The 12,540-nt window shown below is 64.1% G+C and carries 12 protein-coding genes; 7 read left to right on the forward strand and 5 right to left on the reverse strand.

From position 1 onward, the window contains the following. Positions 1 to 90: 90 nt before the first annotated feature. The 7 genes from R2834_13750 (at position 91) to rlmB (ending at position 6,286) form a co-directional block, all read left to right on the forward strand. A complete protein-coding gene (locus R2834_13750) occupies positions 91 to 300 on the forward strand; it encodes a hypothetical protein (protein MEZ4701395.1) in 210 nt (69 codons plus the stop codon). An 8-nt stretch (positions 301 to 308) separates the two neighbouring features. Next, positions 309 to 1,439 (forward strand): aminotransferase class V-fold PLP-dependent enzyme, encoded by a 1,131-nt coding sequence (locus R2834_13755; protein ID MEZ4701396.1) that lies wholly within the window; start codon positions 309 to 311, stop codon positions 1,437 to 1,439. A gap of 122 nt (positions 1,440 to 1,561) precedes the next feature. Further along, positions 1,562 to 2,677, forward strand: a complete 1,116-nt coding sequence (locus tag R2834_13760; GenBank protein MEZ4701397.1) for an RluA family pseudouridine synthase — start codon at positions 1,562 to 1,564, stop codon at positions 2,675 to 2,677. Positions 2,678 to 2,829: 152 nt separating this feature from the next. Further along, positions 2,830 to 3,297 (forward strand): PTS sugar transporter subunit IIA, encoded by a 468-nt coding sequence (locus R2834_13765; GenBank protein MEZ4701398.1) that lies wholly within the window; start codon positions 2,830 to 2,832, stop codon positions 3,295 to 3,297. After that, positions 3,294 to 4,601 (forward strand): histidine--tRNA ligase, encoded by a 1,308-nt coding sequence (hisS, locus tag R2834_13770; GenBank protein MEZ4701399.1) that lies wholly within the window; start codon positions 3,294 to 3,296, stop codon positions 4,599 to 4,601. The genes R2834_13765 and hisS overlap by 4 nt, the downstream gene beginning before the upstream one ends. Before the next feature lie 13 nt (positions 4,602 to 4,614). Further along, positions 4,615 to 5,598 (forward strand): prolipoprotein diacylglyceryl transferase, encoded by a 984-nt coding sequence (locus tag R2834_13775; protein MEZ4701400.1) that lies wholly within the window; start codon positions 4,615 to 4,617, stop codon positions 5,596 to 5,598. Next, positions 5,513 to 6,286 carry a 23S rRNA (guanosine(2251)-2'-O)-methyltransferase RlmB gene (rlmB, locus tag R2834_13780; protein ID MEZ4701401.1) on the forward strand — a complete coding sequence of 258 codons (774 nt, stop codon included), beginning with the start codon at positions 5,513 to 5,515 and terminating at the stop codon, positions 6,284 to 6,286. Before R2834_13775 ends, rlmB begins: the two co-directional genes overlap by 86 nt. A 3-nt stretch (positions 6,287 to 6,289) precedes the next feature. Here rlmB and R2834_13785 read toward each other — a convergent pair whose 3' ends face one another. The 5 genes from R2834_13785 to R2834_13805 form a co-directional block, all read right to left on the reverse strand. Continuing rightward, complete coding sequence (locus tag R2834_13785; protein MEZ4701402.1) at positions 6,290 to 6,529, reverse strand: hypothetical protein; 240 nt, start codon at positions 6,527 to 6,529, stop codon at positions 6,290 to 6,292. A 352-nt stretch (positions 6,530 to 6,881) separates the two neighbouring features. Further along, entirely contained in the window at positions 6,882 to 9,356 is a 2,475-nt protein-coding gene (locus R2834_13790; protein MEZ4701403.1) for a M1 family aminopeptidase, read from the reverse strand. A 39-nt stretch (positions 9,357 to 9,395) separates the two neighbouring features. Further along, entirely contained in the window at positions 9,396 to 10,448 is a 1,053-nt protein-coding gene (locus R2834_13795) for a lysylphosphatidylglycerol synthase transmembrane domain-containing protein (protein ID MEZ4701404.1), read from the reverse strand. Between the two features lie 25 nt (positions 10,449 to 10,473). After that, on the reverse strand, positions 10,474 to 11,133 hold the full coding sequence (locus R2834_13800; GenBank protein MEZ4701405.1) for an outer membrane lipoprotein carrier protein LolA: 660 nt from the start codon (positions 11,131 to 11,133) through the stop codon (positions 10,474 to 10,476). A gap of 143 nt (positions 11,134 to 11,276) precedes the next feature. Then, positions 11,277 to 12,458 carry an aminotransferase class V-fold PLP-dependent enzyme gene (locus R2834_13805; protein ID MEZ4701406.1) on the reverse strand — a complete coding sequence of 394 codons (1,182 nt, stop codon included), beginning with the start codon at positions 12,456 to 12,458 and terminating at the stop codon, positions 11,277 to 11,279. Between the last annotated feature and the right edge of the window lie 82 nt (positions 12,459 to 12,540).

The following is a 12,540-nucleotide window of genomic DNA, read 5'->3' on the forward strand; positions in this document are numbered from 1 at the left end:
GGCGCGGGGTGCAACCAGCTCATCCAGCGCGGCCACGCGAAGCTGGTGCAGACGGTCGACGACGTGCTGGCGGAGATCGAGCCGGCGCGGATGGGCGAGAAGGCCGCGCCCGCGGCGCTGCCCGATCTGAACCCGGCCGAGCAGGCGCTCTACGATGCGCTCGGCGGCGAGCCGGTTTATATCGATGCGCTGTGCGCGCGCACCGGATTGGATCCCTCCACCGCGCTCGTGTATCTTCTCAGCCTCGAATTCAAGGGCCTCGTTTTCCAGATGGCCGGCAAACAGTTTTACAGGGCGTGACCCGACGTATGACGATCGACGAACTCAGACAGCACTTCCCGCACACGCGACACGGGATCTACATGAACCACGCGGCGGTGGCGCCCATGAGCACCCCCGTCGTGGAGGCGCTGCAGGCTTACATCGCCGAGCGCCACGAGACGCATGTCGAGAACTTCTTCGACATGGAGCCCGTTATTGCAAGTGCGCTCGATCGCGCGGCGGCGGCGATCGGGACCGTGGCAGACCGGGTGGCGTTCGTGCCGAATACCTCCTACGCCCTCAACCTCCTCGCACAGGGGCTCGACTGGCAGCAGGGCGATCGCATCGCGATTCCCGGGTGCGAGTTTCCGGCCAACGTCTATCCGTTCGTCAACCTGCGCGATCGCGGCGTGGAGGTCGATTACATTCCGGATCGCGACGGCGTCTTCACGCTCGAGGATGTCGAGGCGATGCTGACGAAGCGCACCCGCTTGCTGACGGTGAGCTGGGTGCAGTTTCTGTCGGGATTCAAGGCGGATTTGCGCGCGCTCGGCGCGCTGTGCCGCGAGCGAGGCATTCTGTTTTGCGTCGACGCCATCCAGGGGCTCGGGGCATTCGGACTCGATGTGGCCTCCTGCGGCATCGATTTCCTGGCCTGCGGCGGGCACAAATGGCTGATGGCCTCGCAGGGCATCGGTTTTTTGTATGTGACGGAGGCGCTCCAGGATCGGCTGAAGTCGATGGCCGGCTGGCTGCACGGTCCGATCGACTGGAGCCGGCTGACCGACTACGAACTGACGTTCCACCCCACCGCGCGGCGGTATCGGCTGGGCACCATGAACATGATGGGGGTGGTGTCGCTGAACGCGGCGCTGGGGCTTCGCGAACAGTGCGGCGTTGACTGGTGCGCCGAGCAGGTGCTGGACCGGGCCGCGCTGTTGCGGGATGGTTTTCTGGACGCCGGCCACGCCCTCTATGGGTCCAGCGACCCCGAAGCGGCTTCCGGTATCGTGACCCTGCGGCACCCGGATGCCGGCAGGCTGTTCCATCAGCTGCAGGACGAGGGAATCCAGATCGCGCTCCGCAACGGGCTGCTGCGGTTTGCGCCCACGTATTACAACACGCGCGAGGAAGCGTTGGCCGTGGTCGACCGCCTGAAGACCGAAGTGCCGGCCTGAGCACGACCCCGCCCTTGCACATGCCTTTTCAAGGTGGGGGGATGGCCTGAAACCTCGCACCTTCACCGTTGAACCTTTCACGCATCCGATTGGATGATCGTGAACGCAATCTGAATACTGGGATGATGATGGAAACGGAGCGACAGGAAACCGAAATCGTTCTGGACGTGCCCTCCGGCTATGCGGAGGGCGAACGGCTCGATGTGTATATCACCGGCTTCGTCGCCAACGCGACGCGGGCCAAGGTGCAGCAGGCGCTGAAAGAGGAGCGGGTCCGCGTCAACGGGCGCGTCGCCACCAAGCCCTCGTACCGCGTGCAGGGAAACGACCGGATCGTGTGCATCGTGCTGCGGCCCCCGCCGATCGAGGCGGCGCCCGAGGCGATTCCGCTGGAGGTGGTCTACGAGGACGAATGGCTATTGGTGGTCAACAAGCGCGCCGGCATGGTGGTGCACCCTGCTTACGGCAATCGCACCGGGACCCTCGTGAATGCGCTGCTCCATCATCTGGGCGCAGGCCCCATTTCGCTGGAGGAGACGGAGGATGAGGATGACGGCGACGAAACGCCGGCGCCGCTGTCCATGTCCAATGCCCAGCCCCGCAGCGCCGAGGGCATCGACCTGCGCCCCGGCATCGTGCACCGGCTCGACAAGGACACCTCCGGGCTGCTCGTCGTGGCCAAGGACGACGTCACCCATGCGAAACTCGCGCGGCAGTTTTTCGATCGGACGACGCGCCGAACGTACGAGGCACTGGTGTGGGGCGAACCCTCGCCGAGGGAGGGCGTGGTCGAGACGGCGCTGTGGCGGGACAGCCGGGACCGCCGGCGGATGGCCGTCGTGCCCGACGACAAGGGAAAGCGCGCGGTGACCCACTACAGCCTCATCGAGTCCTTCGGCTACACGTCGCACGTGGCCTTCCGCCTTGAGACGGGGCGGACCCATCAGATTCGGGTCCATGCCCTCCATCTCAAACACCCCATTCTGGGCGATACCACGTATGGCGGCACGGAAGTGCGGTTCGGCCCCCAGACCTCCAAACGCGTCGCCTATTTTCGCAACCTGTTCGAACGGATGCCGCGTCAGGGCCTGCATGCCCGAACGCTGGGCTTCAAGCACCCGCAGACCGGAGCAGAGATGGATTTCGAGGCCCCGCTGCCGGACGACATGGCGTGGGTGCTGAACCGCCTCCGCGACATCGACGCGGCGCTGTATCAGGGAGAGGGATGGAATGGATGACACGTAGATTTCATCCAAATCGCGTCGGTCCGGCCCCGATGCGTAGGAACGACTCCGCACATGGGTCGTTCTTGCTTGCCGAATAAAGCGCGCCGATACGCTTCCACACGCCAAGACGGCGCGTCCTGCCCTGTAGAACGTTTTGAGTTGACGTGTTCGAGATCGCCCAACTTCTGACACCCCACACGGTGAGCGTCCATCTGCCGGGCGAAACCAAGGGCGACGTGCTCGACCATTTGATGGCGTTGCTGCAGGGCGATGAGCGGGTGCTCGATTTCGAGAGCGTCCGCCGCGCGGTGCTGGCTCGCGAAGCCATCATGTCCACCGGCGTAGGCAAGGGCCTCGCGCTTCCGCATGCCAAGACGTCGGCCGTGTCCGGGATCGTGGCCGCGTTTGCCACGACGGCCTCGCCCGTTCCCTACGACGCCATTGACGACGAACCAGTGCGGCTGCTCTTCCTGCTGGTAGGTCCGGAGCATGCCAAATCGGAGCACATCAAGACCATGAGCCGGGTCTCGCGGCTGATGAACGAGGCCGGCTTCCGGGCGCGGCTCCTGACCGCGAAATCCACGGCGGAAATCATTGCCCTCTTTGTAGAAAGCGAACGAAATCTGGGATGAGTACGTCCATCAAGAATATCACCGGCACCTTCGATATCCTGCCGGCCGGATCCACGCGCGAGGGCGTACATCCCCAGGGTACGGCCGAGTGGCAGTATGTCGAGCGGCAAATCCGGGACGTGTTCGAGCGCTTCCAGTTTTCCGAGATCCGCACGCCGATCCTCGAACCGACCGAACTGATCGCCCGCGGCATCGGGCAGCTGACGGATATCGTCTCGAAAGAGATGTTCGCGTTCGAGCGCGAGGATACGCATTACGTGCTTCGTCCGGAGGTTACGGCCCCGGTCATGCGCGCCTACCTGCAGCATCACATGGACCAGCTGGGCGGCGCCCAGAAGGTGTTCTACATCGGCCCCTGCTTCCGCGCGGAACGCCCGCAGAAGGGGCGTTACCGCCAGTTTCATCAGTTCGGCGCCGAGGTCATCGGCGTGGACCATCCGATGGCGGATGCCGAGACGATCGCAGTGATGATGGCCGTATACGACGCGTTCGGCGTCACCAACCAGACGCTGCGCATCAATACGCTCGGCGATACGGAGAGCCGGCCGCGCTACCGGGAGGCGCTCCGTGCGTATTTCGAACCCTACGCCTCGGAGCTGACAGAGACCAGCCTCGCCCGGCTCGAAAAGAATCCCATGCGGATTCTCGACACAAAAAACGAGCGCGAACGCAAGCTCCTCGCGGATGCGCCGCGCCTTATCGATTATGTGGATGCGGCCAGCCTGGCCCATTACGATGCCGTAAAGGCCTTCCTGGTCGACGTGGGCGTGACGTTCGTGGAAGACCCGTTCCTGGTGCGCGGGCTCGACTATTACACCCGGACGGCATTCGAGCTGGAAAGCGGCGACCTCGGCGCGCAGAGCGCGCTCGCCGGCGGGGGACGTTACGACCTCCTCGCCCGCGAGATCGGCAACGACGACGGCGTGCCGGCTGTGGGCTTCGCGGCCGGCATCGAACGGCTCTTTCTGGCGCTGGAAGCCCTGCAGCATCCCTTCCCGGCCGCGGCTCGGCCGGATGCGGTGCTCATTGCACTCGGCGAGGCGGCCGGCCGGTGGGCATTCCGCGCGGCGCTGGCCCTGCGCAAGGCCGGGCTCCGCGTCAACGTCGACCTCCAGGGCCGCTCCATGAAGGCGCAGATGCGCGACGCGAACCGGGCCGGCGCGCAAAACGTCGTCATCGTCGGCGACAGCGAGCTGGCGCAGGGGGCGGCGCAGGTGAAGCATATGGCAACAGGCAACCAGGAATCGGTTGCGTTGGACGCCCTTGCAACGTATCTAGGTTCGAACGCTACGACCGCATCGTAACCCGAGGTAAAGCATGTACCCCAGACTGAGCGACATCTTCAAGGAACTGTTCGGGATCAACCTGCCGTTTCCGATCTATTCCTTCGGGGCGATGGTGGCCATCGGGGCCATGACGGCCGGCTGGCTCCTCGGCAAGGAGCTGGATCGCTATTATGCCCTGGGCCGGCTGAACGGCGTGATGATGAAGGTGGACGCGAAGGGCAAGAAGGGCCGCTCGGGCATGCAGAAGGTGGCGCCCTCCAACATCGTCTGGGTCGTCACCATGATCGCGCTGGCCTCGGGGTTCGCCGGCGCGAAGCTCTTTCACATCCTCGAAAACCTCGACCAGTTCGCGCGCGCGCCGTTTCAGATGGTGTTTTCCTCCGGCGGCTTTACGTTTTACGGCGGACTCATCGTGGCGGCGGCGGTCGTGTATACGTATGTGCGGAAGAAGGGCCTGGATGCCGCCGTGTTTGCGGACTCGCTGGCGCCCGGGCTCATGATTGCCTACGGCATCGGCCGGCTGGGGTGCCACCTGGCCGGCGATGGGGACTGGGGCATCCCGAGCGACGTCGCCGCGAAGCCGGACTGGCTGCCGATGTGGCTCTGGGCGGAGACCTACAGCAACAACATCCTGGGCATCAACCTGTCGGCCCAGCCGGTGTACCCCACGCCCATCTACGAATTCATTGCGTGTATGCTCATCACGGCCGTCCTGTGGAGCGTGCGCAAGCACCCGTTCCGCGCCGGCTGGCTCTTTTCCGTCTATCTCGTGCTGAACGGGATCGAGCGGTATCTCATCGAACAGATTCGGGTGAACAACACCTTCGAATTATTCGGAATTGTATTCACCCAGGCGGAAATGATCGCGATCGTCCTCATTGGTCTCGGCATCGTCGGGCTCATCCGCTATTCGCGCAAACAACCCACCCATGGCGACGAACGAGACAACGATATCGGTTCTGATCGGGAGAAAGCCGGTAAAAGAAGCCCTGATCAATCAGCCGCGCTCCATTGAAAAGATCCTGCTGACCAAGCGCGGCGGCGGACCCGAAATCGACGCCATCCGCGCGACGGCTTCCCGCCAGGGCGTGCCCGTTCAGTACGCGCCGGAAGTCAGGCTGGACAAGGAGAGCGGACGCGCCAATCATCAGGGGGTCGTGGCGTTCATCAGCGGCATCGAGTACCGCGACCTCGACGACATGCTGCGGGACATAGCCCCCACGCGCGACGAGGTGGCCGAGCGCAGGCCGGTCGTCCTTGCACTGGACCGGGTGGAGGATCCGCACAATCTGGGGGCGATGCTTCGGAGCGCCCTCGCGGCCGGCGTGGCGGGCGTCATCGTCCCCGACCAGCGCATGGCGCCCCTGAACGCAGCCGCCATGAAGGCCAGTGCCGGCGCGGCCATGCGATTGCCTATCGCGCGCGTCGGCAAACTGTCCGAGGCGCTGTATCAGATGAAAGAGCGGGGATACTGGGTTGTCGGGACGGAATCGACGGAAGGGGATACGATCTGGAGCTTTGACTGGCTCAAGCCGGTCGTGATCGTCATGGGGAGTGAGGGGATGGGTTTGCATCCGTCCGTCAAGGAGCAGTGCGACGCTCTCGTTTCGATCCCGCTGTTCGGTCCGGTGGAATCCCTCAACGTGTCTGTCGCCTGCGCCCTCACCGTTTATGCGGCGGCGATGCAGCGCGCCGCGAGCTAGCGCTTATTTCTTCCCGTTGAGCTTGTAGACGATTTTGCGGACGGTATCGAACTGGAGGTAGGGATATTCGTTGCGGAGTTGTTCAATGGCGTCACAGGCCGGCACGTCGTTATCGCGCATCATCCGGAATTTCATGCGAATCTGATAATCACGAATGCCTTTGTCGCTCAAGAGAGAGTGACTCGCCAGCATATCGTACAACTCGTCGCTAATCAATTCGGAGAGCGGATTCTGCGTGTCCACGGTTGTTTCGGATAGCATATACATCGCTTTCTGAATCTGCTAGGTAGTGTCAGAAAATTCGTTCGGATCGTCCCCGGGTGTTCAGAGCGCCCCCAGGACGGCGTTGCATCCTGCATCACATCCAGGATAGGTTCTGCCCGAAAGCATGTTCAGACAGCGCCAGATCGAACAGACGTACTCGGCGCGATGCCCCTTGCCTGGGCACGGGAGGGAATATCGCCTGTACAATCCTAATGGATAGCGGCCGTTGATTCCTTCCCTTTTCCGCCGAACCGTCGATGCCTAACGGCGAACCGTTTGATTGCCGTGGCGAGCGGTCCCTCTGTGCAAAGAAACCGTGAATGGTTCGGGGTCAGTCGAATTGCCGCACCGTCTGGCGCAAATACGGCAGGGAGAGAAGCGTTTCGATGGGTACATCCGGGTCGGTATCCTGCCGGACCGCGCCGGATGCGAGGATGGCGGCACGCCGGACGAGGGGAGAGGTATCTTCGGTCAGTCCGTCGAGCGCCGAAAGCGCCGATTTGTTGCCCATGCCGGCGTAATACGTGAGCAGCCGGAGCGCGCCCAAGCGCAACTCGGTGGGATGGTGTGCCGCCGTGTACGACGTCGCCAGCTGCACGCCCTCTCGCGTGCTGATGCCCACAATCGGTATCGCGCCCAGGCCGGCGAGACGCACGCGTTCCCGGTGGGAAGGCGTGATGAGCGCGGAGCGGACGATGCCTTCGGCGGATGGCGCCTTCACCCGGGCCAGCACGGATACGGCGGATGCCTGGAGAACGTAGCTCATGGCGGTCTCGGCGGTTTCCAGCGCCATGATCGTGACATCCGCCGTCTGGTCGCGGCCCGAAAGCCCCTCTAGGACGATACGCTGGATCCGGGGCGAACCACCCTCAAAGGCATTGAGCAACAGCCGATCCGTCGACTCGGAAGGCGGCAGCGTGGTCAGCAGGGACACCACGGCGGTATACACCGTCTCCGGAGGCTGCGTCTGCACTACCGATTGCAGCCCGATACCCAGTGCCGGATCGTTTTTCCAGGCGCCGAGCGCCTCCACGGCGGCGAGGCGATCGAGGACGTTGGGCGCGTAGCGGAGCTGCGCCACCCAGGCCGTCAGGTTCTGGTCGACGCGGGTTTTCATCAGGTAGCGGTGGTCGGGGTCGACCAGCACGAAGCGCGGTGCCAGCGACAGCGGAAACGCGACGCGCGCCGCGTTCTTGCGCAGCGCGTAGCTGAATCGCTGCGAACTCCCGAGCGAGTGGATCTCGAAATCGAGGTTCAGGTCGAACACGCCTGGCACGAGATACCCTTCCTGGACCTGGCGCAGATCGACATACAGCGACTCGGCCACGGCGTCGTAGCGGTAAGAAACATTCAGCTCGGGGTGGCCGGCGCTGTAGACCCACTGGTCGAAGAAGCGGTCGTACGAGGTTTTCGACCAGGTCGAGAGGGATTGCTTGAGCTGGTCGGAGTTGACCGGCGTAAAGGCGCGCGCGCGACGGAACGCTTCGAGAAGTCCCCAGAACGCGTCATCGCCCAGCTGCTGGTGGATGGCATGGAAGATCCAGGCGGCCTTGGCCCGGCTATGGGCGTCGAGCATATCGACCGGGTGGCGCCATTCGTTCCACACGAGCGGCCGGCGGTACTGCGCGGCTTCGGCGAAGTAGGCGTCGGCGAGCCGGCTCAGGCCGGCGTAAAACGCCTCGTCGCCTTCCCGCTCCCGAACGTACAGCAGACCGATGTAGGTGGAGAGCCCGCTGGCCATCCAGGACTCGGACCAGAAATCGGGCGGCAACATCGCGCCCACCCACTGGTGCGCGAGCGCCGTGGCCAGCGCGAGCACGGGCGACTCGTCCAGCGCGGCGCGCTCGTCGAGCAGGAAGCGGTCGTTGAACAGCGTGAAGCCCGTGAAGTCGAACTGGTCGATCAGCAGGTCGTTCGCCAGCACCTGTGTGTAGCGGGGCCAGGGATAGACGGTCCCGAAACGCGCGGACAGGAAGTTGAGGATCGACCCGGTTTCCTGAAAGGTTCGCGCGACTTCGTCCGTGCGTTCTTCAGGGACCCACTGGGCGAAGGGGACGGTAAAGCCGTTGTAGAGACGGACCGACTGCTCGTATTTGAAGAATCGCCCCACGACGAGGCCGATCGCATACGGCGCGTGCTGCTGGTCCTGCACGTAGTGAAACAGCACCAGACCGTCCTCGGTGGGCATGGTCTCCGTGAGCTGGCCGTTCGACAACGCCTCCATGTCCGGCGGGACGGAGATCAGGACCTCGGAGGTCAGGAGGTCGGACGGGCTGAATGGCAGGGGGAGCCAGAACTGCTGGCTTTCCGGCGCGGCGTCGGTCCATACCAGCGCGGCATCGCGCGACGTGGCGGGGCGGTGGATATACATGCCGCTCGCCGGCGTGGCGGCGTACGTCACCTGCACCTCGATGGGCTCGCGCACCGCCGAAAGGGAATCCAGCGAGACCACGAGGCTGTCGGCGCCCTCGAATGTATAGGTCGAAGCGAATTTTTCGCCGTCGAGTGTGCCGGCCCGGACGCTGAAGACCTCGATGTCCCGGGCGCGCAGCACGATGGCCGGCAGGGAGTCCTCGACGTGGCGGATGCGGTACGTGGCGACGCCATAGATGCGGCCGGCGTCCAGTTCTACACGCAGCGCGAGCCTCAGGTGCTCCAGGTCGTAGTCCTGGTAGGGGATGTCGTGCGGGGCGCCCGTGAAGAGGGGAGACGACAGCGGCTGGGCGTCCTGGGCACGGACAATCTGCAGCGCGCTCGTCAGCAGGAGCGCGAGAATGAGGCGGCGAAGGGCTCCGTTCCGATGCATGGAGGCTGGCTGTATCCGATGAACGTTTCGCCGAGCAGCTTACAGCGCTTTCTGCGGAGTTTCAACCGCATCCTTGCGAAGTACCTGCCAAGATACGCCCTGCATGACGAGGGCAATGGCGCCGATCACCACATAAAAGATGAGCTGGATGCCGTGCGCGAGCACTGCATAGACGATCGCGTCGCCGCCGTCCATGCCGAAAACGTGCACGAGGGCCATCTTCGTGATGTAATGGTACGAGCCGGTGCCCCCGGGAGCCGGCACGGCGATGCCGAGCGAACCGAACACCATGATGGCAAAGGCGTCGAGCAGGCTCAACCCGTATTTCGCGGGGAGGTCGAGCATCAGCAACGGCAGGTACGCCATCAGGACGTAGCCCATCCACATGAGCACCGTCGTCCAGATCATCGCGAACTGGCGGGGTGAGCGGTGGAGGGTGTAGATGCCGTCCCGAAAGGATATGGCGGCTCCGCGGACGCGACGCATCAGGCGGTGGTCGCTGCGCCGAGCCGCGCGGAGGGCCAGCACGCTCGCCACGCCGGCGCTGAGCCCCACCACGGCGACCAGGGCATAGCCGCCGACCGAAAACCGCTTGAGGCCGCTCCATAGCGGTTGAAACACGTGTTCGTCAAAAAAGCCGAACTGATCGATGTACAGCGCGAGCGTCACGCCGATCGCCGCCAGCAGCACGACGGAGTCGAGCAGGCGCTCGATGACGACCGTCCCCATCACACCGCTGATGCGCTTTTTTTCCTGCCGGGCGAGGTTGGCGGAGCGGACCACCTCGCCGAGCCGGGGCGTCGCCAGGTTGACGAGGTACCCGATCAGGACGGAGAGGAAGGCGGTTTTAAACGAGACCGTGGAAGCCCCTGTCTCGACGCCCCGCTCCGGTAGCGCCTCGATCAGCAATTTCCACCGATAGGCGCGCATGGCGTGGCTGAACAGGATCACCGCGATGAGCGGCACGATCCAGACATAGTGCGCATGACGCAGCGCTTCGCCCAGCTCCGCGAGCGGCATGCCTCGCAAGGCAAGATAAAGCAACACCCCGCCAAGGAGGATGCTGATACCATAGGACAAAATGCGCTTCATGGGCGGGTTGCTGCGGGGGTAATCGCTATTCCGACCTCAGGTCGATGAGTTCGGCATCGGCCGGCGGTGCAAAATCGAAGGGGTTGCCGTTGAGTGGCGGATTGAATACCAGGTGCTCCAGGCTGAACTCCAGCTCCGCCTCGTTTACATCGATGACGCGAAGACGTGTGATTGCGCTATCTGTATCTCGCACCCACAGGGTGACCTCTCGGAAAAAGGACTCGTCGCTGCGCGGACGAAGCGCCAGGATTTCATGTTTGATGCCATCGAGATATCCCTCAGACGTCTCAAGGACTTCATAGTTTTCGTCGAAGGCGTAGAGAAAATCGCTCAGCGAAAAGGTCGACGGATCCTCTACGTAGTCATTGACCAGGATCTGGTTTTCGTAGCGGTTGTAAATCCAGGTCGTCTGCCCGTCGGTGACGAAGGTCTGGGCGTCCGTATCCACCCGATACTGATTGCCCCGCAGCAGCAGGCTCCCGCTTACGCCGGGCAGATGTTCTCCGTCGGGGGTCGTAAGATGCTGGCTGAAGTCGGCCTGGAGGGTGGTGGCTTCGTCGTAGCGGGCCTGGAGGCGATCCAGGATGTCCGTCACGGCCGGCTGCGCCGAGGCGGCGAGGTGTACAGAAAAGAGTACAAAGCAGGCGATCAGCGCAGCGCCGGACGAGGCAGGAAGGCGTTTCATGATGATTTCAGGGCCATGTATGGGGATTGAACGTGATGCAGGTAAAAGGTTCAAAGCCCATGCCTGCTATGCGTCAGCCGGCGAAAGGGTTCAGGCCAACCCCCATTCTTCCCGGGTAACATCGCATCGAGGAGGCCGGGCGTCTAGCCGGCCTGCAAGGTCGTCGATAGCGCTTCGGACAGCGCGGCAACATCGGCGGCGTCGTTATACAGGTGGGGGGAGATGCGTATGGCCGTGCCCCGGACCGATACGCTGATCTGACGCGCGCGCAACGTGGCGGCAAAGGCATCCATATCGACCCCGGCCGGCAGCCGCAGTCCGAACAGATGATGGGCGCTCCGGTCGTCCGCCTCCACAAAACACCCCAGGCTGCGCGCGAGCGCGACGAACGGACCCATGAGCCGCGCGTCGTAGGCCTGGATCGCCGCAGGCCCCCAGGCCACGACCTGCTCCAGCGCTACCTTGAGCATCGGCAGCAGGATAAAATTCGAGCGCTCGCCGACGTCATACCGGATGGCGCCGGGCTGATAGGCATCCTGGTAGCGGACCAGTCCGCCGAATTGCTCGCTGTTCTTGCGGCCGATCCAGTTTTCCTCCAGCGGGACGCCGTCGTCGAACCGGGGTCCGAAATAGGCGACGCCGGTGCTGTAGGGACCCATCAGCCATTTGTAGCCGGCGCACACCACCGCGTCGGGCTGGATGCGGGCGACGTCGAACGGGAGCGCGCCAATCGATTGGGTGCCGTCCACCACCAGCGCCGCGCCCACGTCCCGGCAGCGCGCGCCGATGGCCTCGAGGTCGAACAGGGTGCCGTCCGCCCAGTGCACATGGGGGATCGCGACGAGGGCCGTGCGCGCCTCGATCGCCTCGAGCACCCGCTCGTTCCACCGCCGGCCCCGGCCGTCGCCGACAGGCGGGGCATCGACCGTCACCACGCCGGCGCGCCGCTCCGAGGCGAGCCGGCGCCAGCTGTAGATGTTGCTCGGAAATTGCTCCTCCAGCACCACGATCGTCTGTCCCTCGCCGACGGGCAGATTCCGAGCCGCCGTCGCGATCCCGTACGAGGCCGACCCCGCGAGTGCGATGCGCTCCGGCTCGGCGGCGCCGATCAGGCCGGCGAACAGGCCGCGCACGGCCCCCGCCGTTTCAAAAAAATCAGCGGGCTGGACGACGTGCGGCGCACGCTTCATCCGCATACCCGCGATGCCGGCCTCCTCGACGTCCCGCATCAGCGGAGACATGTAGGCGCAGTTCAGGTAATGGATGTCGGCCGGCAGGTTAAAAAGCGACTTCTGGCAGGAGAGCATGGGCGATGGTAGGGGCATCGTGCTAGGGGTGAATCAGGAGCGCGAACCCAAACGGTGGTCCGCTTCCTCTGATGGCCGGTCCACGAGGGGGCTCGGCCGT

This window comes from Rhodothermales bacterium, assembly GCA_041391505.1.
Classification (GTDB): Bacteria; Bacteroidota; Rhodothermia; order Rhodothermales; family JAHQVL01; genus JAWKNW01.